General features: G+C 70.3%; 27 protein-coding genes, 4 tRNA genes and 1 pseudogene. 11 read left to right on the plus strand and 21 right to left on the minus strand.

The window, feature by feature from the left end:
• Positions 1–125: 125 nt before the first annotated feature.
• The 8 genes from rplJ to J7I94_RS03225 form a co-directional block, all read right to left on the minus strand.
• The gene (gene rplJ, locus J7I94_RS03190; RefSeq protein WP_215164921.1) at positions 126–656 is read right to left on the minus strand and encodes a 50S ribosomal protein L10; all 531 of its coding nucleotides are present in this window, start codon (positions 654–656) and stop codon (positions 126–128) included.
• Between the two features lie 345 nt (positions 657–1,001).
• Complete coding sequence (locus J7I94_RS03195; protein ID WP_215164923.1) at positions 1,002–2,009, minus strand: hypothetical protein; 1,008 nt, start codon at positions 2,007–2,009, stop codon at positions 1,002–1,004.
• Between the two features lie 57 nt (positions 2,010–2,066).
• Positions 2,067–2,924 (minus strand): hypothetical protein, encoded by an 858-nt coding sequence (locus J7I94_RS03200; protein ID WP_215164924.1) that lies wholly within the window; start codon positions 2,922–2,924, stop codon positions 2,067–2,069.
• Between the two features lie 147 nt (positions 2,925–3,071).
• On the minus strand, positions 3,072–3,797 hold the full coding sequence (gene rplA / locus J7I94_RS03205; RefSeq protein WP_215164925.1) for a 50S ribosomal protein L1: 726 nt from the start codon (positions 3,795–3,797) through the stop codon (positions 3,072–3,074).
• 84 nt (positions 3,798–3,881) lie between these two features.
• Positions 3,882–4,316: a 50S ribosomal protein L11 gene (rplK, locus tag J7I94_RS03210; protein WP_215164926.1), complete on the minus strand. Its 435-nt coding sequence runs from the start codon at positions 4,314–4,316 to the stop codon at positions 3,882–3,884.
• A 168-nt stretch (positions 4,317–4,484) separates the two neighbouring features.
• On the minus strand, positions 4,485–5,348 hold the full coding sequence (gene nusG, locus J7I94_RS03215) for a transcription termination/antitermination protein NusG (RefSeq protein WP_215164927.1): 864 nt from the start codon (positions 5,346–5,348) through the stop codon (positions 4,485–4,487).
• Positions 5,349–5,428: 80 nt separating this feature from the next.
• On the minus strand, positions 5,429–5,716 hold the full coding sequence (secE, locus tag J7I94_RS03220) for a preprotein translocase subunit SecE (RefSeq protein ID WP_190206132.1): 288 nt from the start codon (positions 5,714–5,716) through the stop codon (positions 5,429–5,431).
• A 108-nt stretch (positions 5,717–5,824) separates the two neighbouring features.
• Positions 5,825–5,897 (minus strand) — tRNA-Trp (locus J7I94_RS03225).
• 272 nt (positions 5,898–6,169) lie between these two features.
• On the opposite strand from J7I94_RS03225, the gene J7I94_RS03230 reads away from it, so the two are divergent.
• The 3 genes from J7I94_RS03230 (at position 6,170) to J7I94_RS03240 (ending at position 9,240) form a co-directional block, all read left to right on the plus strand.
• The gene (locus J7I94_RS03230; protein WP_215164928.1) at positions 6,170–7,396 is read left to right on the plus strand and encodes a pyridoxal phosphate-dependent aminotransferase; all 1,227 of its coding nucleotides are present in this window, start codon (positions 6,170–6,172) and stop codon (positions 7,394–7,396) included.
• A 124-nt stretch (positions 7,397–7,520) separates the two neighbouring features.
• On the plus strand, positions 7,521–8,570 hold the full coding sequence (locus J7I94_RS03235) for an adenosine deaminase (protein ID WP_215164929.1): 1,050 nt from the start codon (positions 7,521–7,523) through the stop codon (positions 8,568–8,570).
• 37 nt (positions 8,571–8,607) lie between these two features.
• The gene (locus J7I94_RS03240) at positions 8,608–9,240 is read left to right on the plus strand and encodes an NAD(P)-dependent oxidoreductase (RefSeq protein WP_215164931.1); all 633 of its coding nucleotides are present in this window, start codon (positions 8,608–8,610) and stop codon (positions 9,238–9,240) included.
• Between the two features lie 17 nt (positions 9,241–9,257).
• On the opposite strand, the gene J7I94_RS03245 is transcribed toward J7I94_RS03240, so the two are convergent.
• The 9 genes and pseudogenes from J7I94_RS03245 to J7I94_RS03285 form a co-directional block, all read right to left on the minus strand.
• A complete protein-coding gene (locus tag J7I94_RS03245; protein WP_215164932.1) occupies positions 9,258–10,313 on the minus strand; it encodes a UDP-N-acetylmuramate dehydrogenase in 1,056 nt (351 codons plus the stop codon).
• A 110-nt stretch (positions 10,314–10,423) separates the two neighbouring features.
• The gene (locus J7I94_RS03250; RefSeq protein WP_215164933.1) at positions 10,424–10,807 is read right to left on the minus strand and encodes a DUF3291 domain-containing protein; all 384 of its coding nucleotides are present in this window, start codon (positions 10,805–10,807) and stop codon (positions 10,424–10,426) included.
• A gap of 406 nt (positions 10,808–11,213) precedes the next feature.
• A pseudogene (locus J7I94_RS03255) lies at positions 11,214–12,653 on the minus strand (MFS transporter); the annotation flags it as partial.
• Between the two features lie 92 nt (positions 12,654–12,745).
• Positions 12,746–13,315, minus strand: coding sequence for a TetR/AcrR family transcriptional regulator (locus J7I94_RS03260; protein ID WP_215164934.1), 570 nt, complete (start codon positions 13,313–13,315; stop codon positions 12,746–12,748).
• A 102-nt stretch (positions 13,316–13,417) separates the two neighbouring features.
• Positions 13,418–13,846, minus strand: a complete 429-nt coding sequence (locus J7I94_RS03265) for a MaoC family dehydratase (RefSeq protein ID WP_215164935.1) — start codon at positions 13,844–13,846, stop codon at positions 13,418–13,420.
• A gap of 7 nt (positions 13,847–13,853) precedes the next feature.
• Positions 13,854–14,306: a MaoC family dehydratase N-terminal domain-containing protein gene (locus tag J7I94_RS03270; RefSeq protein ID WP_215164936.1), complete on the minus strand. Its 453-nt coding sequence runs from the start codon at positions 14,304–14,306 to the stop codon at positions 13,854–13,856.
• 116 nt (positions 14,307–14,422) lie between these two features.
• Positions 14,423–14,587, minus strand: a complete 165-nt coding sequence (gene rpmG, locus J7I94_RS03275; RefSeq protein WP_003948671.1) for a 50S ribosomal protein L33 — start codon at positions 14,585–14,587, stop codon at positions 14,423–14,425.
• Positions 14,588–14,677: 90 nt separating this feature from the next.
• A tRNA-Met gene (locus J7I94_RS03280) sits at positions 14,678–14,750 on the minus strand.
• A 46-nt stretch (positions 14,751–14,796) separates the two neighbouring features.
• A tRNA-Thr gene (locus J7I94_RS03285) sits at positions 14,797–14,869 on the minus strand.
• A gap of 235 nt (positions 14,870–15,104) precedes the next feature.
• On the opposite strand from J7I94_RS03285, the gene J7I94_RS03290 reads away from it, so the two are divergent.
• Positions 15,105–16,364 carry an amidohydrolase family protein gene (locus J7I94_RS03290; RefSeq protein ID WP_215164937.1) on the plus strand — a complete coding sequence of 420 codons (1,260 nt, stop codon included), beginning with the start codon at positions 15,105–15,107 and terminating at the stop codon, positions 16,362–16,364.
• Positions 16,365–16,473: 109 nt separating this feature from the next.
• Positions 16,474–17,130, plus strand: a complete 657-nt coding sequence (locus J7I94_RS03295; protein ID WP_215164939.1) for an NAD(P)H-binding protein — start codon at positions 16,474–16,476, stop codon at positions 17,128–17,130.
• Between the two features lie 27 nt (positions 17,131–17,157).
• Here the strand turns inward: J7I94_RS03295 and J7I94_RS03300 are convergent, their stop codons facing one another.
• Positions 17,158–17,370, minus strand: coding sequence for a hypothetical protein (locus J7I94_RS03300; protein WP_215164940.1), 213 nt, complete (start codon positions 17,368–17,370; stop codon positions 17,158–17,160).
• 79 nt (positions 17,371–17,449) lie between these two features.
• A tRNA-Tyr gene (locus tag J7I94_RS03305) sits at positions 17,450–17,531 on the minus strand.
• Between the two features lie 164 nt (positions 17,532–17,695).
• On the opposite strand from J7I94_RS03305, the gene J7I94_RS03310 reads away from it, so the two are divergent.
• The 4 genes from J7I94_RS03310 to J7I94_RS03325 all read left to right on the plus strand — a co-directional run bounded on the left by J7I94_RS03310 (position 17,696) and on the right by J7I94_RS03325 (position 20,736).
• Positions 17,696–18,184 carry a YajQ family cyclic di-GMP-binding protein gene (locus J7I94_RS03310; protein ID WP_189417980.1) on the plus strand — a complete coding sequence of 163 codons (489 nt, stop codon included), beginning with the start codon at positions 17,696–17,698 and terminating at the stop codon, positions 18,182–18,184.
• Positions 18,185–18,218: 34 nt separating this feature from the next.
• Entirely contained in the window at positions 18,219–19,340 is a 1,122-nt protein-coding gene (locus J7I94_RS03315; RefSeq protein ID WP_215164941.1) for an IS630 family transposase, read from the plus strand.
• A 258-nt stretch (positions 19,341–19,598) separates the two neighbouring features.
• Positions 19,599–19,808: a hypothetical protein gene (locus tag J7I94_RS03320; RefSeq protein ID WP_215164942.1), complete on the plus strand. Its 210-nt coding sequence runs from the start codon at positions 19,599–19,601 to the stop codon at positions 19,806–19,808.
• Between the two features lie 271 nt (positions 19,809–20,079).
• Complete coding sequence (locus J7I94_RS03325; RefSeq protein WP_215164943.1) at positions 20,080–20,736, plus strand: response regulator transcription factor; 657 nt, start codon at positions 20,080–20,082, stop codon at positions 20,734–20,736.
• Here J7I94_RS03325 and J7I94_RS03330 read toward each other — a convergent pair.
• A complete protein-coding gene (locus J7I94_RS03330) occupies positions 20,703–21,962 on the minus strand; it encodes a hypothetical protein (RefSeq protein ID WP_215164945.1) in 1,260 nt (419 codons plus the stop codon). The genes J7I94_RS03325 and J7I94_RS03330 overlap by 34 nt on opposite strands.
• Entirely contained in the window at positions 21,955–23,106 is a 1,152-nt protein-coding gene (locus tag J7I94_RS03335; RefSeq protein WP_215164946.1) for a sensor histidine kinase, read from the minus strand. Before J7I94_RS03335 ends, J7I94_RS03330 begins: the two co-directional genes overlap by 8 nt.
• Positions 23,107–23,412: 306 nt before the next feature.
• Between J7I94_RS03335 and J7I94_RS03340 the strand changes: the two genes are divergently transcribed.
• Both J7I94_RS03340 and J7I94_RS03345 read left to right on the plus strand, forming a co-directional pair.
• The gene (locus J7I94_RS03340) at positions 23,413–24,024 is read left to right on the plus strand and encodes a L,D-transpeptidase (RefSeq protein ID WP_215164948.1); all 612 of its coding nucleotides are present in this window, start codon (positions 23,413–23,415) and stop codon (positions 24,022–24,024) included.
• A 428-nt stretch (positions 24,025–24,452) separates the two neighbouring features.
• Positions 24,453–25,322: an IS5 family transposase gene (locus tag J7I94_RS03345; RefSeq protein ID WP_215164949.1), complete on the plus strand. Its 870-nt coding sequence runs from the start codon at positions 24,453–24,455 to the stop codon at positions 25,320–25,322.
• Positions 25,323–25,382: the final 60 nt, after the last annotated feature.

The following is a 25,382-nucleotide window of genomic DNA, read 5'->3' on the forward strand; positions in this document are numbered from 1 at the left end:
TATTCGGCAGGGGGTGCCGGATGTACTGGGTGACGCGGGCGTGTGCCTTACGGCATTACTGCGTAGACGTCGGGCCCGCTGCGACCCTTGCCGCTCAGGCGGCGCGGGTCAGAAAGCGAGCCGAATTACTCGGCACCGCCCTGCTCGTCCTGCTTGGCACGGAGCGCGTCCACGGTGCGGACGAGCTTCGAGGGCAGCGCCTGGAAGACGGAGGCAGCCTGGGACTGCTTCGCCTTGAAGGCACCGGCCAGCTTGGAGAGCAGAACCTCGCGGGACTCGAGGTCCGCAAGCTTCTTGATCTCGTCGGCGGACAGCGCCTTGCCGTCAAGGACACCGCCCTTGATGACGAGATTCGGGTTGTCCTTGGCGAAGTCGCGCAGACCCTTCGCCGACTCCACCGGGTCACCGGTGATGAAGGCGACAGCCGTCGGACCACTGAAGTAGTCGTCCAGCGTCGTGATCCCGGCCTCGTTGGCCGCAATCTTGGTCAGCGTGTTCTTCACCACGGCGTACTGGGCGTTCTCACCGAGCGACCGGCGCAGCGTCTTGAGCTGCGCCACGGTGAGACCGCGGTACTCGGTCAGCACGGCGGCGTTCGAGTTGCGGAACTGGTCCGTCAGCTCGGCAACCGCGGCAGCCTTGTCGGGCCTCGCCATAGAGCCTCGGCCTCCTTCCGGGTGATTCGGACCGCGCGGACCCGAAGGAGGACTGGGGAAAACGAAACGCCCCGGCGCAGGCGCACGGGGCGTAGCTCAACCGGTTTTCCTCCGCACGCGCACGGTACGGATTCCGTCGGGAGCTTCTCCACTGACACCTGCGCGGGTCGTCCGCTGTTCAGCGGATCCTTCGGCCACCGCACCTTCTTGCGAACGTGCGGCAACGACCAGCGGTCTTTGGCTTCTCAAGGAGAGTACGCGACCGGATCGCCGGCAGGCAAATCCGGTCAGCGGACCGTCGTCATGACCTCAGTGGACCGTCGTCATGACCGGGACGGGAGCGGCTCAGGCGCCGGAGGAGTCCAGCGCCTCCAGATCGGCCAGCTCCTTCTCGATGTCGTCGAGCTGCTTGTCGAGGTCCTCGGTGGAGCCGGTGCCGGTGGAACCGGTCGCGTCGGAGAGGTCGCCGAGCGCGTCGCCCATGCTCTTGAGCATCTCGAACAGGTCGGTGGTCTCACTGGCCGGCGGCACCTCGACCTCGGCCTTGGCGCCGTAGTCCGAGAACTTCATGCTCGTGTCGATGTCGCCCTCGGGGGACTCGATCGTCACGTCCATGCGGACCGGCAGGTCGTTCTCGTCGACCCAGACCTCGGTGTCGTAGCCCTTGACGCCGGACTTCTCGATGTTGTCCAGGAGCTGCTTGCGCTCCGCGGGCTCCAGCACGTCCAGGCTCTCGTTGCTCTCCATCATCTCCTTGACGGTGAGCATGCCCTTGTAGTGGTCGGCCTCGACGCCGCCGATCTTCTCGGTGCCGACGTGCTTGAGGCTGGGCGACTCCAGCATCATGGCGAGCTGCTCGGCCGGGTTCTGGTTCACGTTCTCCAGGCTCGAGGTCATCTGCTTGGCCAGCGCCTCGTCCCCGGACGCCTCCGCCACGGCGGCCAGGTCGAACTTCATCCAGCGCTTGCCGCCCATGTCCTTGGCGGCCTCGGCCCCCATGTCCATGTACATGACGTTGTCCTGCCAGATCATGCGCATCTGGTCGGGAGCGTTCGCCCCGGCGGCCGCGAACGCGGAGCCCTTCATCGTCATATCCATGACGGTCGGGTCCCAGCCCATCACGCCGCTCATGGTCATGTCGCCGCCCGCCGCGGTCGGCATCGACATGGTCATCTCGATCTTGGCCGACTTGGCCTCGGCGGTCTTCTCGTACGCCGCCGTGATCACCTGGTGGACCGTCCGCTCGGCGGCCCCGTCCTTCTCCGCGCCACAGCCGACGGCACCGCCGGCCAGCACCAGCGCCGCGATTCCGGCGAGGGTGGCCCCGCCCCGCTTACCTATACCGAGCTCCATGATTCCCCCCAAGGAAACAAAAGGAACAGTTTGCTGATCTTTGAAAACTCTGTGAGCTTATCCCAGCGGATCTCCGGCTTCCCCCTCCTCGCCGCCCGCCCCGCTCAACAGTTCGGTCACGTCCCGGGTGTCGTCCGCCGGGGGCTGTTCGGCGCGGACCCGTACGCCGTAGTCGTGGTAGTGGGCGGTCTGGGTCAGCGCGCCGTCCGCCGTGGTCGCCTTCTCCACCTTTTTGACCATCAGGTCCCGGTCGTCTATCCAGACCTCGACGGTCTGGCCGGTGACACCGGCGTCCATGTCCCGGACCGTGCCCGAGTAGTGCGTGGTGCGCCTGCCGCGCACCCGCTCCGCGCCGACCTCCCGCACGTCGTCGGAGGCCAGCAGCAGGTCCAGGGACCGGTCGGGGGTCGCGGCCCGTATCCGGTCCCCCAGTTCCGCTCCGGAGCCGCCCGCCAGGTCGTCCAGGTCGTCGTACGCGTATCTGACCCAGTGCCGGCCACCCGCCCGCGCCGCGAAGGCGTCGCCCATGCGCGCGTAGTACGCGTCGGGCAGATAGCGGGCCTCCATCGACGCGCTGCCCAGTTGCCGCATGCTGTCGGCCAGGGTGCCGCCGGTGTAGGTCAGGGTGAGGGTGCCGGTGACCCCCTCGGTCCAGCCGAGGACGCCGTCCGCCGTCAGGGAGATCGTGGAGCCGATCCGCGTCGTGGACGTCACCCGGGCGGACCGGGCCGACTCCGTCGCCCGCTCGGCCGCACGCAGCCCGGCGGTCACGGCGGCCGGCACGGAGGCGGCCGGCCGGCCGTCGTCGGCGTCCGACGGGCCGCAGCCGGTCCCGCCCGCCACCAGCACCGCGATCACCGCGGCCACCGTGAGCGCGGTCCGCCCCGTCGGCCACCGCACGCCCGTCCCCGCCATCGCCGTCACCCGCCCCCCCCAGCCGTCGCCCCACCTGTCCCGTATCAGAAAGCTAACGCAGAGCACTGACAACCGGCCCGGACGGGGACGGGCCCCGCACCCTGGAAGGGGTGCGGGGCCCGTGAACCGGTGGGGCGAGCCGTCGGCTCAGACCGCGGCCGGGTCCTCCTCGACGAGGAGGTTGCGGGTGCGGTTGGAGTCGACCGGAATGCCGGGGCCCATCGTGGTGCTGATGGCGGCCTTCTTGATGTAGCGGCCCTTGGCGGCGGACGGCTTCAGACGGAGGATCTCCTCCAGGGCCGCGCCGTAGTTCTCCACCAGCTTGGTGTCGTCGAACGACGTCTTGCCGATGATGAAGTGCAGGTTCGCGTGCTTGTCGACACGGAACTCGATCTTGCCGCCCTTGATCTCGGTCACGGCCTTGGCCACGTCCGGGGTCACGGTGCCCGTCTTCGGGTTCGGCATCAGACCACGCGGGCCGAGGACGCGGCCGAGGCGGCCGACCTTGCCCATGAGGTCCGGGGTGGCGACGACGGCGTCGAAGTCCAGACGGCCCTTCGACACCTCGTCGATCAGTTCGTCGGAGCCGACGATGTCGGCGCCCGCGGCGGTCGCGGCCTCGGCACGGTCACCGGTCGCGAAGACCAGGACCCGGGCGGTCTTGCCGGTGCCGTGCGGGAGGTTCACGGTGCCACGGACCATCTGGTCGGCCTTGCGCGGGTCGACACCCAGGCGGAAGGCGACCTCGACGGTGCCGTCGAACTTGGTCGTGGAGGTCTCCTTGGCGAGACGGACGGCCTCGAGCGGGGCGTACAGCTTCTCCCGGTCGATCTTGGCGTCCGCAGCGCGGAGAGACTTGCTGCGCTTGCTCACTGTTGCTCCTGTTGGCTCTTGAGGAGTCGTGGTCCGGGCCGAGCAGGCCCTTCCACTACTACTGCTGGGTTACGGGGGTGGAGGTCAGCCCTCGACCGTGACGCCCATGGAACGGGCGGTGCCGGCGATGATCTTCTCGGCGGCGTCCAGGTCGTTGGCGTTGAGGTCGGGCATCTTGGTGGTGGCGATCTCACGGACCTGGTCACGCGTGATCTTCGCGACCTTGGTCTTGTGCGGCTCGCCGGAGCCCTTCTCCACGCCCGCGGCCTTGAGGATCATCTTCGCGGCCGGCGGGGTCTTGGTGATGAAGGTGAAGGTGCGGTCCTCGTAGACCGTGATCTCCACCGGGATGACCCAGCCACGCTGCGACTCGGTCGCGGCGTTGTAGGCCTTGCAGAACTCCATGATGTTCACGCCGTGCTGACCCAGCGCGGGGCCGACCGGCGGAGCCGGGTTCGCGGCACCGGCCTGGATCTGGAGCTTGATGAGCCCCGTGACCTTCTTCTTCTTGGGAGGCATGGCTCTCCGGGTCCTTTCGATTCGGGTCCTGCCAGCGGCCGGGCGACAACTCGGACGCAGGCATACCGCACAACGATAACGGGTATAGATGCGCGGCTGAAAACCGAGCAGGTCAGACGCTCGCCGGAGCGACCGTCTGACCTGCTCGGACGTAGGTGAGCCAGAAGGTCAGTTCTTCTGGATCTGGTCGAAGGAGAGCTCGACCGGCGTCTCGCGGCCGAAGATCTCGACGAGGCCCTTGACCTTCTTCGAGTCGGCGTTGATCTCGTTGATCGTGGCCTGCAGCGTGGCGAACGGGCCGTCGGTGACGGTGACCGAGTCGCCGACCTCGAAGTCCAGCACCTGGACCTCGACCTTGCGCTGCGGCGCCGGCTTGCCCTCGGCCTCGGCTGCCTCGCGGGCGGCCTTCTCCTCGGCCTCGGGGGCGAGCATCTTGACGATCTCGTCCAGGGTCAGCGGGTACGGGTCGTAGGCGTTGCCGACGAAGCCGGTGACGCCGGGGGTGTTGCGGACGACGCCCCAGGACTCGTTGGTCAGGTCCATGCGGACCAGGACGTAACCCGGCAGCTTGTTCTGGCGGATCGTCTTGCGGTCGCCGTTCTTGATCTGGACGACCTCTTCCTGCGGCACCTCGGCCTGGAAGATGTAGTCCTCGACGTTGAGCGAGACGGCGCGCTGCTCCAGGTTGGTCTTCACGCGGTTCTCGTAGCCGGCGTACGTGTGGATGACGTACCACTCGCCGGGCAGGACGCGCAGTTCCTGGCGGAGCTTCTCGACCGGGTCGATGTCGGGCTCGTCCTCGGCCTCCGCCTCGTCGGCGGCGTCCTCGTCGGACTCGGCGTCTTCCGCGTCCTCGTCCTCGTCGGACTCGGGGGCCTCGATCTCGTCGGCGGTCTCGTCCGCGGCGGCATCGGCAGCCTGGGCCTCCGGGGAGGCCGCGGTGTCCTCGTTGTCCGCGCCCTCGACGGCGTCGAGCTCGTCCTCGACGGACTCGACCGGCTCGAGGGCGTCGTTCACGTTCGGGTCAGACACGGTGGCTGCTTCTTCCTGGATACATAGGGGTGGAACACGCGAAAGGAGCGCCGGGTACCTCGGCGCTCTTCGCTCGCGGGTCAGCCGAAGACGTACTTGGCGGCGTGGCTGAGCCCATAGTCAATCACGGTGACCAGGCCGATCATGATGACGACGAAGATGATCACCACAGTGGTGTACGTCGTCAGCTGATTGCGACTCGGCCAGACCACCTTGCGGAGTTCCGCGATGATCTGGCGGTAGAAGAGTGCGAGACGCTTCAGGGGGCCCTTCTTGGCACGCTTGCCGCCCTTGCGCTGCTTCTTCTTGGAGTCCGGCGCCTCGTCCTGGGCATCAGGCATGTCGATGGAGCCCACGGCGTCCGTCACTCGTCCTCACCTGATTCCGGGTCGTGGCCGTGCCGCGCCCGGTCTGAGCCGCACGGCGGTGCATTGCTGTACGTACATGCGCACACATCCTGGCGAAGGTGTGTGTAGCAGGGCCGGAGGGACTTGAACCCCCAACCGCTGGTTTTGGAGACCAGTGCTCTACCAATTGAGCTACGACCCTTTGCGTGTCCCCCAACGTACCGCATCCACTCGGATGCTTGGTGTGCACCGGGTGAGCGCGGGCTGCTGGAGGCCGACGAGGTGTGAGTGTACGTGGTTCGGCGCCGGGCGTCGAACAGAAAGCACCAGGAGAGGACCGGATACGGCCCGGGTGACCGAAGATCGCCCTGGCCGGGAGGCGGTTCCGGACTGTTGTTCACAGCTATGTCCGGACCTGTTCAGTCCGTGAAACCCGCGTGCCGGGCAGGTTTCCGGTCTGGAACGATGGGGCGCATGAGCGCTGCAACCCCTCCCACCGAGCGCCGGGTCTCCGCCCGAGTCGGCGCGATCTCCGAGTCCGCCACCCTCGCCGTCGACGCCAAGGCGAAGGCCCTCAAGGCCGCCGGGCGGCCGGTGATCGGCTTCGGCGCCGGTGAGCCGGACTTCCCGACGCCCGACTACATCGTCGAGGCGGCGATCGAGGCCTGCAAGAACCCGAAGTACCACCGCTACACCCCGGCCGGTGGTCTGCCCGAGCTGAAGGCCGCGATCGCCGCGAAGACCCTGCGCGACTCCGGCTACGAGGTCGACGCCTCCCAGATCCTCGTCACCAACGGCGGCAAGCAGGCCATCTACGAGGCGTTCGCCGCGATCCTGGACCCGGGCGACGAGGTCATCGTCCCGGCGCCGTACTGGACGACGTACCCGGAGTCGATCCGGCTGGCCGGCGGTGTCCCGGTCGAGGTCGTCGCGGACGAGACGACCGGCTACCGGGTCAGCGTCGAGCAGCTGGAGGCGGCCCGCACGGAGAAGACCAAGGTCGTCCTCTTCGTCTCCCCGTCCAACCCGACCGGCGCGGTCTACACCGAGGCCGAGACCGAGGCCATCGGCCACTGGGCCGTCGAGCACGGCCTGTGGGTGCTGACCGACGAGATCTACGAGCACCTGGTCTACGGCGGCGCCACGGCCGTGTCGCTCCCGGCGGTCGTGCCCGAGCTGCGCGACAAGTGCATCGTGGTCAACGGTGTCGCCAAGACGTACGCGATGACCGGCTGGCGGGTGGGCTGGGTCATCGGCCCCAAGGACGTGGTGAAGGCCGCCGCCAACCTCCAGTCGCACGCCACCTCCAACGTCGCCAACGTCTCCCAGGCCGCCGCGCTGGCCGCCGTCTCCGGCAGCCTGGACGCCGTCGCGACGATGCGCGAGGCGTTCGACCGCCGCCGCAGGACGATCGTGCGGATGCTCAACGAGATCGACGGCGTGCTCTGCCCCGAGCCCGAGGGCGCGTTCTACGCCTACCCGTCGGTCAAGGCGCTGATCGGCAAGGAGATCCGCGGCCGCCGCCCGAAGGACACGGTCGAGCTGGCCGCGCTCATCCTGGAGGAGGCCGAGGTCGCGGTGGTACCCGGCGAGGCCTTCGGCACGCCCGGCTACCTGCGGCTGTCGTACGCGCTGGGCGACGAGGACCTCGTCGAGGGCGTCAGCCGCGTCCAGAAGCTGCTGGCGGAGGCCAGGGACTGACGCCTGCCGCCGTACCGGGGAGGTCATAGGAACGTTCCTATGACCTCCCCGTTCTTTGTGCGAGCAAGACCCCGTCCGAGGAACCGGCTACCGGGACGCACACGACGTACGGCAAGATCCTTGGATGGAGCGTGTACGTGATGTCACTGAGCTGCCGAAGGCCCATCTGCACCTGCACTTCACCGGTTCGATGCGGCCCGCCACCCTGCTGGAACTCGCCGACAAGCACGGTGTCCGGCTGCCCGACGCCCTGACCGACGCGCTGTCCGGCGGCCATTCGCCGAAGCTGCGGGCGACGGACGAACGCGGCTGGTTCCGCTTCCAGCGGCTCTACGACGCCGCCCGCTCGTGCCTCAGAGAGCCCGAGGACATCCAGCGGCTGGTGCGGGAGGCCGCCGAGGAGGACCTCAGGGACGGCTCGGGCTGGCTGGAGATCCAGGTCGACCCGACCTCGTACGCGCCGCGCCTGGGCGGGCTGATCCCGGCGCTGGAGATCATCCTGGACGCGGTGGACACGACCGTGCGGGAGACCGGGCTCGGGATGCGGGTGCTGGTGGCCGCCAACCGCATGAAGCACCCGCTGGACGCCCGTACGCTGGCCCGCCTCGCGGTGCGCTACGCCGACCGCGGCGTGGTCGGCTTCGGGCTCTCCAACGACGAGCGGCGCGGCATGGCCCGGGACTTCGACCGGGCCTTCGCCATCGCCCGGGACGGTGGGCTGCTCTCCGCGCCGCACGGCGGCGAGCTGACCGGCCCGGCCTCGGTGCGGGACTGCCTGGACGACCTGGCGGCCGACCGGATCGGGCACGGCGTCCGGGCGGCGGAGGACCCCCGGCTGCTGAAGCGGCTGGCCGACCGGCAGATCACCTGCGAGGTCTGCCCGGCGTCCAACGTGGCCCTGGGCGTCTACGAGAAGCCGCAGGACGTCCCGCTGCGCACGCTGTTCGACGCGGGGGTGCCGCTGGCGCTGGGCGCGGACGACCCGCTGCTGTTCGGCTCCCGGCTGGCCGCGCAGTACGAGATCGCGCGCCGGTACCACGGCTTCACCGACGCCGAACTGGCCGAACTGGCCCGGCAGTCGGTGCGCGGCTCGGCCGCCCCCGAGGACATCAAGGCGAAGCTGCTGTCGGGCGTCGACGCCTGGATCGGAGCGGTGCCTCCCGGCGAGGATTGACGGACGGCAGTCGGGTGTCGAGCAGGGGAGGTACGCCATGCGGCTGACGGTTGTCGGAGCCACCGGCGGTGTGGGCCGGGAAATCGTCCGGCAGGCGCTGGACGCCGGGCACCGGGTCACGGCGGTGGTACGGGACCCTGCCCGGCTGCCGGTGACCGGTGAGCGGCTGGAGGTGTTCCGGGCGGAGCTGTCCGATGCCGGGCGGCTGCGGCCCGCGGTCGCCGGACGGGACGCGGTGCTGTCCGGGCTCGGCGCCCGCACGTGGAAGGAGGCCGGCGTCACGAGCCGGCTGACCCGTACGGTGCTGGCGGCCATGGCGGCGGAGGAGGTACGGCGTCTGGTGGTGGTGAGCGCCTCGCCGCTCGGCCCGGCGGCGGACGCGGACGGCCTCGTGGACCGCGCACTGCGCGCCCTGCTCTGGAAGGGCCTGGGGGACGTCTACGGCGACCTGCGCCGGATGGAGTCCGACCTGGCCGCCGGCACCGCCGACTGGACGGTCGTACGGCCGCCGCGGCTCTTGGACGAGCCGGGCACCGGCCGGTACCGGAAGGTGGTCGGCGGCAACCCGGCCAAGGGCCGCTCCCTGGCCCGCGCGGACGTGGCCCACGCGATGCTGGCGTCCGTCGCGGACCCGGCGACGGTACGGCAGGCGGTCGGGATCGCCTGCTGAGACCGGTCCGGTACGGGTCAGAGACTGACGCCGACGGTCACCGGTTCGTTGACGAGGGTGACCCCGAAGGCGTCCCGGACACCGGCGACGACCTCGCGGGCCAGGGCGAGCAGGTCCTCCGTGGTGGCCGCGCCCCGGTTGGTGAGGGCGAGGGTGTGCTTGGTGGAGATTCGCGCGGGTCCGGTGCCGTAGCCCTTGGTGAAGCCCGCCTTGTCGATCAGCCAGGCGGCGGAGGTCTTGGTGCGCCCTTCCCCCGCCGGGTAGGCGGGCGGCTCCACGCCGTCGCCGAGCCGTGCCCGCACGCGCGCGTGGAAGGCGGCGAACTCCTCGTCGGTGAGGATCGGGTTGGTGAAGAACGACCCGGCCGACCAGGTGTCGTGGTCCTCGGGGTCGAGGACCATGCCCTTGCCCGCGCGCAGCTTCAGCACGGTCTCCCGGGCGGCCTCCAGGGGGACGCGGTCGCCAGGCTCGACGCCGAGGGCGCGGGCGGTCTCGGCGTACTTGACCGGCCCGGAGAGCCCGTCGGCGTCCTCCAGGGCGAAGCGGACGCGCAGGACGACGTAACGGTCGGGTTCGGCCTTGAAGCGGCTGTGGCGGTAGGAGAACGCGCACTGCTCCGCCGTGAGGGTGACCGTCTCCCCGGTGGTGCGGTCGTAGGCGACGACCTCGGTGATGGTCGAGGCGACCTCCTGGCCGTACGCCCCCACGTTCTGGATGGGGGTCGCGCCGGCCGAGCCGGGGATGCCCGCCAGGCATTCGACGCCCGCGAGCCCCGCCTCGACCGTGCGGGCGACGGCGTCGGTCCAGACCTCGCCGGCGGCCAGCTCCAGACGGGTGCCGTCGAGGGCGAAGCCCTTGGTGGCGACGACGAGCGCGGTGCCGTCGAAGCCCTTGTCGCCGATGACCAGGTTGGAGCCGCCGCCGATCACCAGCAGGGGCGTGCCGGTGTCGTCGGCCTCGCGGACGGCGGCGATCACCTCGGCGTCGGTCGTGGCGGTGACCAGCCGGGTCGCGGGGCCGCCCAGCCGGAAGGTGGTCAGCGGGGCGAGGGGGGCGTCGTGGAGTTCCTGCACGCGCCCAAGACTACGAGACGGCACCGACAGCGCGGCGGGCGAGGAACGGGCGGGGCGTTCCTCGCCCGTTCCTCGCCCGCACGCGCGTGTGCGGGGTGGTTCGCGCGGGTTCATTCAAGGCGCTTGAGCGCCTCGTCCCAGTCCACCGGGAGGCTGTCGACGCTCGTCGTCCAGGTGACGAACTTGGCGTCCCTCATCTGCGCGGCCAGACCGTCGGCCGTCGGCCCGTGGGCGCCCGAGCGGGCGAACGCCTTGAGGGCCTGGGGCGACTCCCAGGCGGACAGGGTCCAGTAGGTCCGCCGGAAGGGCCGCGCTTTCAGGGTGGCGCCGTACGCGCCGGGCGCCCGGCTCACCTGCCGCCACACCCCGGGGGTCCGGACGAGGAAGCGGAGCGCTCCCCACAGGGTGCGGGTCTCGAAGCGGGAGGCGAAGACGTGGACGTCGGCGGCGGCGCGCGGCGGGGGGTTCGGCGTGATCCAGGGAAGGGTGGGCATGACGGGCTCCTTTCGGTGCTGCGGGTCCGGGGGTCAGCTCGGTGCCGCGGTCCGGGGGTCAGCGGGAGACAGCTTCGGCGGCCGGTGCGGGCGACGGCCCGGTCCCGGCCTCGGTCTCGGCGACCGGTGCGGGCAACGGCCCGCTCCCGGCCTCGGTCTCGGCGACCTGTGCGGGCGACGGCCCGGTCCCGGCCTCGGCTTCGGCGACCGGTGCGGGCAACGGCCCGCTCCCGGCCTCGGCTTCGGCTACCGGTGCGGGCAACGGCCCGCTCCCGGCCTCGGCTTCGGCGACCGGTGCGGGCAACGGCCCGCTCCCGGCCTCGGCTTCGGCGACCGGTGCGGGCAACGGCCCGCTCCCGGCCTCGGCTTCGGCGACCGGTGCGGGCGACGGCCCGCTCCCGGCGTCGGTCTCGGCGGCCGGTGCGGGCGCCCGTCCGGCACCTTCGTCGGCCGGGGCCGCGGGACCGGACCCGCGGCGTGCCGGGATCAGCAGCGCCGCCACTCCGGCGACCGCGACCGCCGCGGCTCCGGTGACCAGCGCGGGCCGCAGGCCGTCGACGAAGGTCAGCGCGGTCTCGTAGCCGCCCTGGGCGGAGAAGATCGAGCCCATCACGGCGACGCCGAGCGCCCCGCCCACCTCGCGCAGGGCGTTGTTCGCGCCGGAGGCGATGCCCTGTTCGTGGGTACGGACGCTGGACATCACCAGGTGCGAGGCGGGGGCGAAGAACAGGGCCATGCCGACGCCGCTGATGACCAGGCCGGGCAGCTGGACGGCGTAGGACGCGTCCGTGGTGATCACGAGGGCCAGCTGGCCGAGCCCGGCGGCCTGGAGGAAGAGGCCCGTGGCGACGACCGGTCGGCCGCCGAAGCGGTCGGCCAGGAGGCCGGCGACGGGCGCGACGAGCATCGGCATGCCGGTCCAGGGCAGCATGCGCAGCCCCGCCTCGGTGGGCGAGTAGCCGAGCACGCCCTGGAGGTACTGGCTGAGCAGGAAGACCGAGCCGAACACGCCGAGGAACATCAGCAGACTCGCCGCGTTGATCCCGGCGAAGGCCCGGGAGCGGAACAGCCGCATCGGGAGCACGGGGTTCTTCGCGTGGATGCCGTGGCGGACGAACCCGGCGAGCAGCGCGGCCCCGCCGAACAGGGACAGCAGGACCACGGTGTCGGTCCAGCCGTCGGCGGGTCCGCGCACCAGGCCGTACACGATCCCGAACAGACCGCCGCTCGCGAGCAGGGTGCCGGGTATGTCGAGCCGGCCGCCGGTGCCGTGGGACTCGGCGAGCCGCAGGCGGGCGAGGGGCAGCAGGGCGATGCCCAGGGGCACGTTCAGCCAGAAGATCCACTGCCAGGAGATGTGCTCCGTCAGCGCGCCGCCGATCAGCGGCCCGGAGGCCACCGCGAGTCCGTTGACCGCGCCCCAGATGCCGTACGCCATGCCGCGCCTGGCGGCGGGTACCGCGGCCGTCAACAGGGTGAGCGTCAGCGGCATCATGATCGCCGCGCCGACGCCCTGGACCGCGCGGGCCGCGATGAGGCCGCCGATGCCGGGCGCCAGGGCCGCGCCGGCGGAGGCCGCCGTGAAGACGGCCGTGCCGACGAGGAAGAGCCTGCGGCGGCCGAAGCGGTCGCCGAGGGCCGCGCCGGTCATCAGGAGGCAGGCGAAGGTGAGCGTGTAGGCGCTCACCGTCCATTCGAGGTCGTGGAGTGCCCCGCCGAGGTCCTCCCGGATGGCGGGCAGGGCGGTGGTGACGACGAGGTTGTCCAGGGCGGCCATGAACCCGGCCACGCTGGTGATGACGAGTGCCCAGGCCGCTCCTCCGCGGCGCGGGGTCTGCTGTGACATGACTCCCCCAGAGGTTGTCACTGACTCTTTGGTTAGTAATTGATGACTAACTTTCCTGGCCAAAAGAAAAGGGCGCGAAGCCCTTCCCCGGCTCACACCCCGCCCCGCCCCGCGGACTCGTCCGGCCCGTACACGCCTTCCCAGACCCGGTGTCCGGGCGGGAACCCCATCGCCACCAGGGAGTTGATGAGCATGCCCTTCGCCATGAAGTCACCCGTGTCGGTGATGTCACCGCCGAGCCGCAGGTTGACCGTGTCCCACAGCCGCATCCAGCCGGCCCGCACGACCTCACCGAACTCATGGTCGCCCGCCTGCTCGGCGGCGCCCACGGTGAGGTACATCTGCATCTGCATCAGCAGCCGTTCGGGCCGCTCCATGATGACCTCGGAGTAGGCGTGCCCCATGGCGCGCAAGGCCTCTTCGCCCGTCAGCCCCTGGCCCGCCTCCTCGAAGGTACGGATGGTCTCCTCGATGCACCGCTCGGCGGCGGCGAGGAAGATCGCCTGCTTGCCGGGGAAGAGCCGGAAGAGATACGGCTGCGAGACACCGACCCGCTTGGCGATCGTCTCGGTCGACGTGCCGTAGTAGCCGCCACGGGCGAACTCGGACATCGCCGCACGGACGATACTCTCGCGCCGCTCCTCCGCACTCATCCTGACCATGAAGCCAGGTTAGTACTCAATCACTAACTACAGCAAGCCGTACGGACGGGTAAGGGGCGTCCTCATGGGAGACCGCCCCTTACTTGTCCTGCTCCCTGGGCCTCAGCCCAGCCGCACGACCGCCCGGGACATCCCCAGCACCTTCTGGCCGGCGCTGGTCGCCGTGAGATCCACGCGGACGGTGTTGTCGTCGAGCTTGGCGGCGACCTTGGCGCTGACCTCGACCGTGGCGCCCCGGCCGTCGTCCGGGACGACGACCGGCTTGGTGAAGCGGACGCCGTACTCGACGACCGCGCCCGGGTCGCCGGTCCAGTCGGTGACCACCCGGATCGCCTCGGCCATGGTGAACATGCCGTGCGCGATGACGTCCGGCAGGCCGACCTCCTTGGCGAACCGCTCGTTCCAGTGGATCGGGTTGAAGTCCCCGGACGCGCCCGCGTACCGGACGAGGGTGTCGCGGGTCACGGGGAAGGACTGCGCCGGCAGTTCGGTGCCGACCTCGACGTCGTCGTACGCGATCTTCGCCGTCATCGGATGCTCACACCTCCTCGGCCGCGCGGGCGACCAGCTTCGTCCAGGCGGTCACGACGTGCTCGCCGGCCTCGTCGTGGACCTCACCGCGGATGTCCAGGATGTCGTTGCCCGCGAGGGACTTGACCGACTCGATGGTCGAGGTGACGGTGAGCCGGTCGCCGGCCCGCACGGGGCGGACGTAGGCGAACTTCTGGTCCCCGTGCACCACCCGGCTGTAGTCGAGCCCGAGCTGCGGGTCCTGGATGACCTCTCCGGCGGCCCGGAAGGTGATGGAGAACACGAAGGTCGGCGGCGCGATCACATCGGGGTGGCCGAGCGCCTTGGCGGCTTCGGGGTCGGTGTACGCCGGGCTCGTGTCCCCCACCGCCTCCGCGAACTCACGGATCTTCTCCCGGCCCACCTCGTAGGGCGCGGTGGGCGGATAGGTCCGCCCCACGAAGGACTGGTCGAGCGCCATGGGCTCGGTACCTCCTGCTGCTCTCTGCGGTTGCCGCTGCGGCGTCCGCCACCTGGACCGGAACGACGCGAGGCCGCCCCCAGACCTCGGGGACGGCCTCGCGTACGAGCCTGAAATTATCGCGTTTCGCGGTGCGCGGTGTGCGCGTTGCAACGCGGGCAGTGCTTCTTCATCTCCAGTCGGTCCGGGTTGTTACGCCGGTTCTTCTTGGTGATGTAGTTCCGCTCCTTGCACTCCACGCAGGCCAGCGTGATCTTCGGGCGGACGTCGGTGGCAGCCACGTGAGTGCTCCTTGACGAACGGATGGGACTGGACTAACGCATAGAAGAGTAGCCGATCGAAGGACCGACCCCGCAATCGGCTACTTAGAGTAGCGGTGACCGGACTTGAACCGGTGACACAGCGATTATGAGCCGCTTGCTCTACCGACTGAGCTACACCGCTGCGATGCGATCGGGCCCCGCCTGACGGCGGGAACCTCTCACACCAGAGCCCCAAAACGGAATCGAACCGTTGACCTTCTCCTTACCATGGAGACGCTCTGCCGACTGAGCTATTGGGGCGAGCGATGAAGACATTACACGGTCGGCAGCCGTTCGCCCAAATCCGTTTCGCGGCTCCTGCCCCGACCCGTCGCCCGCCCGTCCGGGCACGTCCGAGGGGCGCCCGACGGGGGCCGACCACACCGGTATGACTATTGCGCTCCTCCGCGTCGCGGACGGGCCACCGTCCTAGGCTCGACTCACTCTGCGTGATCATGCGTCCCCCACTGCGCAGCCCCGAGCCCAGAGGAGCGCGATGCCCGACAGCCAGCCGCAGCGGCCCTCCCGCTCCTCCTCCCGGCCGGGCGCCTCCGACCACGGCGCGCTGCTGCTGTCGGGGGCCCGGCTCACCGACGGCAGGACCGTGGACGTACGGCTGCACGGCGGCCGCATCGAGGCCGTCGGCACGGCGGGCAGCCTCTCGCCGGTCCACCCGCCCGGCGCCCGCGTGGACCTCACCGGCTACCTCCTCCTGCCGGCCCCCGCCGAACCCCACGCGCACGCCGACACCGCCCTGACCGCCGACTCCGGCGGCCCGGTCTCCTACGCGCCGCGGGACGTCCAGCGCCGGGCCACCCAGGCGGCGTTGCTGCAACTGGGGCACGGCTCCACGTCGTCGCGGGCACACGTGCGCGTGGGCGGCGTTCCGGGGCTCGGCGCCCTGACCGCCGTACTGCGGGCCCGGCGGGCGCTGCGCGGCCTGGTCGAACTGACGACGGTGGCGATGCCGGGGGTGCTGACCGGGACGGCCGGGGCCGACGGGCTGGCGATGCTGCGGGACGCGTTGAAGATGGGCGCGGGGGTGGTGGGCGGGTGCCCGGACCTGGACCCCGATCCGACGGGGTACGTGGAGGCGGTCCTGGAGGTCGCCGCCGAGCACGGCTGCCCCGTCGACCTGCACACGGACGCCGCCGACCCGGCCCGGCTGGCCCGGCTGGCGGCGATGGCGGGCGGGCTGCGGCCGGGCGTGACCCTGGGTCCTTGCGGTGGACTTGACGCACTGCCGGCCGAGGTCGCCCACCGGACGGCGGACCAACTGGCGGCGGCCGGGGTGACGGTGGTGTGCCTGCCGCAGGGCGGCTGCGGCGACGCCGGCGGCCGCGCGGCGGCCCCGGTACGGCTGCTGCGGCGGGCCGGCGTACGGGTGGCGGCCGGCAGCGGCGCGCTGCGCGACGTGGCCAACCCGGTGGGGCGCGGGGACCCGTTGGAGGCGGCGTACCTGCTGGCCTCCCGGCACGGGCTGCGGCCGGAGGAGGCGTACGAGGCGGTGAGCGGGTCGGCCCGGGCGGCACTGGGCCTGCCCGAGGTACGGGTGGAGGCGGGCTTTCCGGCCGAACTCCTCGCGGTGCGCGGGGACCGGCTCGCGGGGGCGCTCTCGTTGGCGTACAGCCGGATCGTGGTGCACGGGGGGCGCGTGGTGGCGCGGACCAGCGCGGTACGGGAGTACGGCGACTGCACGGCGGCCACGGCCGCGGAGCTGGGGCTGCCCCGGCAGGGGCACGGGCAGGTGCCCTGACCGGGACGGTCGCGGCCGGGTGGTGTCGCGCGTCCTGTCGGGCCGGGGGCCGGGGGACGGCCGGGGAGCCGTGCGGCGGAGGCGGCCGCCGAGGCGTACGGTCGAAGACATGCGCATTGTCATCGCTGGTGGTCATGGTCAGATCGCGCTGCGGCTGGAGCGGTTGCTCGCCGCGCGCGGGGACGAGGTGGCGGGCATCATCCGCAGGGCCGAGCAGGCCGACGATCTGCGTGAGGCCGGCGCCGAACCGGTCGTCCTGGACCTGGAGTCGGCCTCCGTCGACGAGGTCGCCGAGCGGCTGCGGGGCGCGGACGCGGCGGTCTTCGCGGCGGGCGCGGGCCCGGGCAGCGGGACGGCCCGCAAGGAGACGGTGGACAAGGCCGCGGCGGTGCTGTTCGCGGACGCGGCGGTCCGGGCCGGGGTACGGCGTTTCGTGGTCGTGTCGTCCATGGCCGCCGACCCCGAGCACCAGGGCGACGAGGTCTTCGACGTCTACCTGCGCGCCAAGGGCGAGGCCGACGCGTACGTACGGTCGCTGGACGCGCTGGACTGGACGATCCTGCGCCCGGGCGCCCTCACGGACGACGCCGGTACCGGCCTGGTCCGGCTGGAGGCGCGTACCGGTCGCGGCCCCGTCCCGCGCGACGACGTGGCCGCCGTGCTGGCGGAACTGGTGGACACCCCGGCGACGACCGGCCTGACGCTCGAACTGGTCAGCGGTTCGACGCCGGTGTCGGTGGCGGTGAAGTCGGTGGCCGGCAACTGAGCGCCCGGCCCCGCCCCGGGCGGCCGCTCAGAACAGGGGCAGCTGCCCGGGGAAGTCGGGCACGGCGTACCCGTCCAGCGAGGGCTGTACGGCGCCGATCTGCGCGTGCCGACGGGAACCGGGACAGGACGTGAGCTCTCCGCTCTCCCGCGCGCCGGGCGGATCGTGCCGCGCGTACCGGCCGGCGACGACGGCGATCTCACGACGGCACTCGGGGCAGAGACGGCGACGGGACGACATGGGGCCAGTGTGCCGCAGCCCTATGACAAAGACCCCCTCCGCACTGCGTTTCCGCAGGTGGAGGGGGTCTTCCCCAGTGTGGCGGCGCCAGGATTCGAACCTGGGAAGGCTGAGCCGGCAGATTTACAGTCTGCTCCCTTTGGCCGCTCGGGCACACCGCCGGGGTTCGCTGCCCTTCGAACCGCTTTTCGGCGGTGCTCCGTGGCAACGACGTAAACAATACCCGATGCCACGGGGTGCTTCGCCACCCGATTGATCTGCGCCTGGGGCGTGGCGGGTGGCTAGGCTTGGCCGACACGCAACCGGACACAAGGAGCCACAGGACATGGCCGACTCCAGTTTCGACATCGTCTCGAAGGTCGAGCGGCAGGAGGTCGACAACGCCCTCAACCAGGCCGCCAAGGAGATCTCTCAGCGCTACGACTTCAAGAACGTGGGCGCCTCGATCTCGTGGTCCGGCGAGAAGATCCTCATGGAGGCGAACTCCGAGGAACGGGTCAAGGCCATCCTCGACGTCTTCCAGTCCAAGCTGATCAAGCGCGGCATCTCGCTGAAGGCCCTGGACGCCGGTGAGCCGCAGCTCTCCGGCAAGGAGTACAAGATCTTCGCGTCGATCGAGGAGGGCATCTCCCAGGACAACGCGAAGAAGGTGGCGAAGATCATCCGCGATGAGGGGCCGAAGGGCGTGAAGGCCCAGGTGCAGGGCGACGAGCTCCGGGTCTCCTCCAAGAGCCGCGACGACCTGCAGACCGTGATCGCGCTGCTGAAGGGCAAGGACTTCGACTTCGCGCTGCAGTTCGTGAACTACCGCTAGTGTCCTGCGCCAGTAGTTGCTCGTTAGTAGGCGTGTGACTTCTGCTGCTGGTGCGTCAGTTCCTCGTCGGGGCCCGAAGCTGGAACCGTTGCTGCTGTCCGAGGACGAGCGGGCGGAGTTGGAACGGTGGACGCGTCGGGCGACATCGGCCCAGGCCCTGGCCCTGCGGGCGCGGATTGTGCTGGCATGCGCTGGTCCAGAAGTACCGCCGATCGTCGCGGTCGCCCGCGAGTTGCGGGTGGCCGCGGACACGGTCCGCAAGTGGCGGCGGCGCTTCCTTGCCGAACGGCTGGACGGGCTGGCCGACGAGCCCCGGCCGGGCCGGCCACCCACCATCAGCGTCGACCAGGTGGAGGCGGTCGTGGTCACGACGCTGGAGCAGATCCCGAAGAACGCCACCCACTGGTCGAGGAAATCGATGGCGGAGCACAGCGGCCTGTCGAAGTCCACGGTCGGCCGGATCTGGCGGCAGTTCCAGCTCAAGCCGCATCTGGCCGACACCTTCAAGCTGTCGACGGACCCGTTGTTCGTGGAGAAGGTCTACGACGTCGTGGGTCTGTACTTCAACCCGCCCGAGGGTGCCGTGGTCCTCTCGGTGGACGAGAAGTCGCAGATCCAAGCCCTGGACCGCTCCCAGCCGGTACTGCCGATGATGCCCGGCATGCCCGAGCGGCGTACCCATGATTACGTCCGTAACGGCCTGACCACCTTGTTCGCCGCGTTCGATGTCGCCACCGGTGAGGTCATCACGGCCCTGCACCGCCGACACCGGGCCGTGGAGTTCAAGAAGTTCCTGGTCCGGATCGACAAGGAGGTGCCCGCTCACCTTCAGGTCCACCTGATCGTGGACAACTACGGCACCCACAAGACCCCGGCGATCAGGGCCTGGCTGGCCAAACACCCTCGGTTCGAGCTGCACTTCACCCCGACCGGCTCCTCCTGGATCAACCAGGTCGAGCGGTGGTTCGGCTACCTGGCCCACCAGATGATCCGCCGCGGCGCACACAAGAACATCCAGGCCCTCGAAGCCGACATCCGGGCATGGGTCAAGGACGGGAACGAAAACCCCAAGCCGTTCATCTGGACCAAGACAGCCGAAGAGATCCTCGACTCCCTCGCCCGCTTCTGCCGACGGATCTCCGGCGCAGGACACTAGGAGATCCACTACAACCCCCACGATGTCCGCCAGATCTGGGTCCGGCTTCCCGACGGTGAACTCACCGAGATTCCGTGGATCCACCGCGACCACGTCCACCGGCCCTTCGACGAACGCACCTGGCAGCACATCCGCACCCAGGCCGTTGACGGCAACCACGGTGACACCGAGCAGTACGAAGCCGGCCTCGCCGACGCCCTCGACCAGCTCATGCGGCGCGTCCACAGCGGCCACGCCACCAAAACGGAGCAGGCTCTCATGGCCCGCACCGCTCACATCCCGCTCCCCACAGCCCGCGCTGGGGAGCACGACACCGAAGCACCCGCCGACAACCCGGCGCAGCAAGGCGACGAAGGCAACGACGACAGCATCGACGACCTCGACGACCTGCCAGACGACGACGCCAGCCCCGCCCCGACCACCGGGTCCGGGCTCTACAACGCGCACGAGGAAGCCGCCACATGGTGAATCCGAGCCAGACAAGCGCGGGCAGCACACAAGGCGGCAGCGGTGAGACCGAGGTGTCCTGGCCCCTGACCACCTGGCAAGGCTGGGACCGCTTCGCCACCGCCGACCCGCGGATCACGCCAGAACCGGCGCATCCCCCTCACGCTCACCGCACCTTCCGCCCCGCCCCGTGCATGTTCCGCCCCGCCCCGTGCATGCTGGGTACCGGAGCGCGGGGCGACCCGCCGACCGCTCCGACGAGCCGCGGTGGACACGAGGGGTAGGGGGAAGCATGCGGGGTGACCGGCCGGTCGGTGTGGTGCTATTGGACGATCATCCGGTGGTGCTCGCCGGGATCGAGCACTGGTACACCTCGTCCGCCCATCCCATCGAAGTGCTGGCCAAGGGACGCGACGTGTCGGTCGCTCTCACCGGGCCGGGCAGGGACGCCGACGTCGTGGTCCTCGACCTTCAGCTGTCGCAGGGTGGCCCGGCCTATCCGGAGCTGAAGCATCTGGTCGTACACCAGCGGCAGGTCGTCGTCTACACCATGAAGGACAGCCCGGAGACGGCACTGACCTGCCTGGACCTGGGGGCGTTCACCTACCTCACCAAGGCCGAGGGCGAGCGTCACCTGGTCGCCGCCACGCTGGCCGCCGCGCAGGGCGTTCCCTATACACCGCCCGCGCTGGCGGGAGCGTTCGGCAGCGACACCCGGCGGAGCCGTCCGGCACTCACGACACGTGAGATCGACGTGCTGCTGGAGTGGTTCAAGTCGGAGTCCAAAGTGATGGTCGCCGAGAGCCTCGGCCTGTCCGTGCGCACGGTGAACACATATCTCGACCGCGTCCGCATCAAGTACGCCAACGCCGGGCGGCCCGCGTCCACCAAGGCCATCCTCGTCGCCAGGGCCGTTCAGGACGGGCTGGTCTCCCTCGACGAACTCTGAGCGCCGATCACGGCAGGCGCAGGTGCCGAGCACACGCTCTCCACCCACAGCCGGCCCTCGCCGCTGACGGCACGTACCCGCACCTCGTCCGAGTGGGCCGGGGTCACCGGCGCGGCCGATCCGTCGACGACCACCCCCACGCTGACGCGACCGCCACCGCGTACCACCGTGGCCCTGGCCGTGCCGTGTGCGGCGGTCAGCACGGCCAGTACGGGTTCGATCAACGCCCTGCGCAGCTCCCGTGGCAGTTCGACGGGCGCGCCCCGGACGGCGAGCTGCACGCCGACGCCGTTGCGCTCAGCCACGTCGATCCCGGCGCGCAGTTCGTGCACGAGGGGGTCGGCGGCATAGTCGTGCTCGGCGAGGAGTCGGCGCAGCCGGGCCGCCTCCAGGGCGCACCGGCGGCGCACTCCGTCGTCCCGTGGGTCGAGTGAGCCGTCCGCCAGCCCGGTGAGCAGGGGGAAAACCGTCGAGCCGAGCGCCCGGTAGCGGGCCCGCTGATCCTGGTGCAGATGCCCGGCCACCGCCGCTTCCGTACGCAGGCGCTGCTGTTCCCGCAGTGCCGCACCGGCGGATTCCGCCCTGTCGCTGAGCAGCCGGATGCCCAGGGCCACGGTGATCTGGAAGCCGCACACCGCCACGACAACGACGGCCATCGCGGCCCCCTGCTGCCGCGTCGGCAGGTCGTTCAGCGACAGCTGCGCGAGCATGAGCAGCAGGTGCCCGGACAGGAACGCCCACGTGGTCCTGAGCGGCCGGTCCATCAGCAGGACGACGCCGAACCAACCGGTCGTCTGGAAGGACCAGTGCCAGGTGCTGAGGACATACCTGTCCGGCAGATCAGCCGTGGCCACGGCCGACCCGATGACCGCGCAGGCGACACCCGCGACCGGCCACACCGATGCCGCCGGGCGAGCGCGCCCCGTCCCTGCCGCCGCGAGCCTTCCGGACCCGGTGTGCCGACGGGACCACTCCCGCGCCGCGCTGACCATGAGGACAAGCAGCACCAGCGTCAGCAGACCGAACGCGCAGAGCTGCAGCCAGGGCCGCCGGTAACCGTGCAGCAGGCTCAGCAGAGCGGGCAACGCCAGTCCCAGATGGACGGCGGCCAGGATGCCCACCGCCGCGAGCCTGGCACCCGTCAGCAGACGCTCGGAGATCCGCGCGGTCAGCAGCTCCGCCGGCAGGCCGAGGGCACCGAGGGTGTCGCTCCGCGGATCACACACGAGGCCACTCCAGACGTACCCGTGTCCCCTGCCCCGGCCGGGAGCGCACCTCGGCCCGGCCACCGACCACGCGCATCCGGTCCACGATCGACCGCGCCAGCCCCTGCTTGTGCTCGGGCACCTTCGTGACGTCGAAGCCACGGCCCCGGTCCTCGATCGTGACGACCGTCTGCTCCGCCACCTGCTCCACCGCGATCCGTGCCTCGCTCACCCCGGCGTGCCGCACCACGTTGCGCAACGCCTCACCGCTGCTGTCCCGCAGCGCCGCCACGGCCGGGCGCCACAACCACAGGGGGGTGCCGTCGGCGGCGCCGTACTCTTCTCGTCCGTCGCCGGGCCCGCGCAGCTGGACCACGAGGGGGTGCCGCGCCAGTTCCCGTGACAACTCGGCCATCAGGTCCGCTGTGCCGGTCGGTTCCTCCACGTTCCGCAGCCGGTCCAGGTCCCGGGCCGCCTGTGCGCGCACCACTTCGACCGGCACCGGGGACCCTGGCAGCGACACCATCAGCATCGTGGTACAGGCCGTGTCATGGAGCGTTGCCAGGTGCGTTCGCTCAGCGGCTCGCCGGGACTCGGCCACCCGCAGATCACGCTGGACAGCGGCCGTCTCGTCGACCGCTCTGTCCACCTCCCTGCTGGACCGGTGCACGATGACGTGGAGCGCGCGGGACATGGCCGCCTGGAGGAGCAGCAGGCCGATGTGGGGCAGGGCCTCGGTCCAGGTGTCCGGCTGCCCCTGGGCGGCACCGGCCAGGGCGACGCCGACGAGATCGGCGGCGGCCAGGTACACGGCCACGACGGCGCCGGTGGGCACCGGGTGGGTCAGCTGGTACCCGACGGCCACGAAGCTGATCACCACATTGATCCAGGTGCTGCCGTGCCCGGTCTGCGCGGCCGGAACGGTCAGACCCTGGCTCAGGCACAGTCCGGTCATCACCACGAGGTCGGTCACCAGGAGCGTGCGCGCCCCCGGGGCGGCCCGGAACCAGAAGCGGTACAGCAAGCTCCACACGATCGCCACCGCGGAGACGCCTCCTGCCGCGGCCATCCCGCCCACCGGCATCGCGGGGACCACGAGCAGCGTGCACGCACAGACGACCACGGTTCGGAAGAGGGGCACGTACCGCCGCAGCAGCTCTGTCAACTCTCTCTCCGTAGGTCCCATCGACCGCCGTTCGTCCGAAGAGCACACGTGGCCGACCATCCTGACAAAGTCCCCAGCCGGACACGACGGCTTTCCCTCAATATGTGGGTCGAACGACCGACACACCCACCCCTCTCCCGTCACTAACGTCGGTGCCGCGACGCCGACCGGGACCGGTCGCGAGAACGGCCCCGGTGATGCGTCGCCCAGATCCGTCTGTCGTGGGGGGTGGCAGGCGGGTCCGGTGCACGCCCCGCGCGCGGGGCACGTCCGCCCCCCGTACCCATCACCGAGAAACGGGGACCGATGTCCATCACCACAGGAGCCTTCCGCCGGCGTCTGACACCGGTCGCGCTGACCGCCGTGCTGCTCGGCGGCGCGGCCGTCACCGCGGCGCAACCGGCCGAGGCCGCGAAGAAGCCGTCGTCCGGGTCGTCGAGCTACTACCTCCTGTTCAACAAGAACTGGAGCAACCCGGCCAACTCCCGGCTGTACCTGATGAAGAAGGGGTCCAACAAGAAGAAGGACACGAAGGTGGCGAGTTGGCGGGCAGGCTCGGGCACCGGCAACACGAACGCCTGCGCCTCGAACAAGGGCTGGCTGCCCAACGGCACCTACGACATCGAGTTCAAGTCGAAGACGTACAACGGCAGCAAGATCAAGGGTTACGTGGTCAAGCTGGAGAACAAGTACTGCGCCGGAAAGAGGACCAAGCGCACGGACCTCTTCATCCACAGCGAGATGCGGGCGAACGGCAAGCAGGGCAGCAAGCAGGGTGCCGACTCGCCCTGGCGCTGGGACGGGAACCGCGACTACAAGTCCAACGGCTGCATTAAGATGAGGCCGTCCGACATCAAGAGCATGTTCTCCAAGGCGGGCGCGAAGAAGTGGCCGAGGAAGGTGCGGGTCGTGAGCTGACGGCGGGCTGACGCGCGAGCCGCTACCGCGTGGCCCGGCGGAGGTCACGCGGTACCGGTCGGGAGGAGTGCGGGACATACGCTTCCTCGGCGGCGAACTACGTTCGGTCCCCCACGATGCGCCACCGGTTGTCGGCGGTGCCGTCGTCCGCGTCCTGGACTGAACCGTTCCGGGTTCGGTATGGACTCGATCGTTTAAGAGGTCGTTTTCACCTTAATTGCTCAGATATCCCATGGATTGCGAGTCGTAGTGGTTTGATGCTGGTGAGGTTGCCGGCGCGAGTGGGTCCCGAGAGCCGGACGGGGTGATGTCTGGGGCGGGATGCGACGTGCGCCTGTCTCATTCCAAGACGCCCGGTTCCAGGCCGTGCTTCCACGACCGAAGACGCACGCCTGGGCGCACTCGGCTTGGAGCGGTACGCCCAGGTCATGAATGAGCGACGTCCATATCCGAGTGATCTGTCCGATGCCCGCTGGGATTTGATTGAGCCGGTCTTCGCGGCCTGGCGCTTCGAGCGCCGCGGCCGGGCCCTGGACTTCGGCCGGCCTCCCGTACACGACCTGCGCGAGATCATGAACGCGATCCTCTACGTGGACCGCACGGGGGTGCAGTGGCGCTACCTGCCGCACGATTTCCCGCCCTGGGAGACGGTCTACGGCTACTTCGCGAAGTGGCAGAAGGAAGGGGTGTTCGCCCAGCTCAACGGCATACCGCGGGAGTTGGTGCGGCGAAGCGAGGGCCGGAATGCCGAGCCCTCGGCCTGCGTGATCGACGCGCAGAGCGTGAAGACCTCCACCAGCGTTCCCGCCGCGAGCCAGGGCACGGACGCCGGCAAGAAGATCGTCGGCCGCAAGCGGAGCATCGTCACCGACACGCTCGGACTGCTTCTCGCGGTGTTGGTCACCGCGGCCAGTGTCCAGGACTCCGTGGCCGGCACCCAACTGCTCGACCAGGTCGCCGCCGGCCATCCCGGCATCCGCAAGGTGTGGGTCGACGGCGGCTACCGCCAGCACCTCGTCGAGCATGCCGCCACCCTGGGCATCGACATGGAAATCACCGCCCGCAAACCCGGGACCAGGGGATTCACCCCGATACCGAAGCGGTGGGCGGTGGAGCGGACGTACGGCTGGCTGATGCTCCACCGGCGCCTTGCCCGCGACTACGAGACCCTTCCCGCCCGATCCGAAGCCATGGTCCACCTCGCCATGACCGACCTGATGGCCCGCCGCCTCACCGGGGAGGCCACCATCTCCTGGCGCGACCCGACATCACATGATGAAGTCCGCATTGCAGGATGAAACACCGGGAGAAAACGACCTCTAAGCCCAGGGTCCCCTTGTGCTTGCCCACCCCCTGTG

The organism is Streptomyces sp. ISL-12, assembly GCF_018614415.1.
GTDB lineage: Bacteria > Actinomycetota > Actinomycetes > Streptomycetales > Streptomycetaceae > Streptomyces.

Coding starts and splice junctions, on each gene's coding strand:
- J7I94_RS03250 (WP_215164933.1), bottom strand. CDS start 10,807: ATGCCCACCCTTCCCTGGATCACGCCGAACCCCCCGCCGCGCGCCGCC.
- J7I94_RS03340 (WP_215164948.1), top strand. CDS start 23,413: ATGTCCATCACCACAGGAGCCTTCCGCCGGCGTCTGACACCGGTCGCG.
- J7I94_RS03195 (WP_215164923.1), bottom strand. CDS start 2,009: ATGGAGCTCGGTATAGGTAAGCGGGGCGGGGCCACCCTCGCCGGAATC.
- J7I94_RS03345 (WP_215164949.1), top strand. CDS start 24,453: ATGAATGAGCGACGTCCATATCCGAGTGATCTGTCCGATGCCCGCTGG.
- J7I94_RS03310 (WP_189417980.1), top strand. CDS start 17,696: ATGGCCGACTCCAGTTTCGACATCGTCTCGAAGGTCGAGCGGCAGGAG.
- rplJ (WP_215164921.1), bottom strand. CDS start 656: ATGGCGAGGCCCGACAAGGCTGCCGCGGTTGCCGAGCTGACGGACCAG.
- J7I94_RS03230 (WP_215164928.1), top strand. CDS start 6,170: ATGAGCGCTGCAACCCCTCCCACCGAGCGCCGGGTCTCCGCCCGAGTC.
- J7I94_RS03240 (WP_215164931.1), top strand. CDS start 8,608: ATGCGGCTGACGGTTGTCGGAGCCACCGGCGGTGTGGGCCGGGAAATC.
- J7I94_RS03320 (WP_215164942.1), top strand. CDS start 19,599: ATGGCCCGCACCGCTCACATCCCGCTCCCCACAGCCCGCGCTGGGGAG.
- J7I94_RS03265 (WP_215164935.1), bottom strand. CDS start 13,846: ATGACGGCGAAGATCGCGTACGACGACGTCGAGGTCGGCACCGAACTG.
- J7I94_RS03300 (WP_215164940.1), bottom strand. CDS start 17,370: ATGTCGTCCCGTCGCCGTCTCTGCCCCGAGTGCCGTCGTGAGATCGCC.
- rplK (WP_215164926.1), bottom strand. CDS start 4,316: ATGCCTCCCAAGAAGAAGAAGGTCACGGGGCTCATCAAGCTCCAGATC.
- J7I94_RS03290 (WP_215164937.1), top strand. CDS start 15,105: ATGCCCGACAGCCAGCCGCAGCGGCCCTCCCGCTCCTCCTCCCGGCCG.
- J7I94_RS03235 (WP_215164929.1), top strand. CDS start 7,521: ATGGAGCGTGTACGTGATGTCACTGAGCTGCCGAAGGCCCATCTGCAC.
- J7I94_RS03260 (WP_215164934.1), bottom strand. CDS start 13,315: ATGGTCAGGATGAGTGCGGAGGAGCGGCGCGAGAGTATCGTCCGTGCG.
- J7I94_RS03295 (WP_215164939.1), top strand. CDS start 16,474: ATGCGCATTGTCATCGCTGGTGGTCATGGTCAGATCGCGCTGCGGCTG.
- J7I94_RS03200 (WP_215164924.1), bottom strand. CDS start 2,924: ATGGCGGGGACGGGCGTGCGGTGGCCGACGGGGCGGACCGCGCTCACG.
- J7I94_RS03325 (WP_215164943.1), top strand. CDS start 20,080: ATGCGGGGTGACCGGCCGGTCGGTGTGGTGCTATTGGACGATCATCCG.
- J7I94_RS03270 (WP_215164936.1), bottom strand. CDS start 14,306: ATGGCGCTCGACCAGTCCTTCGTGGGGCGGACCTATCCGCCCACCGCG.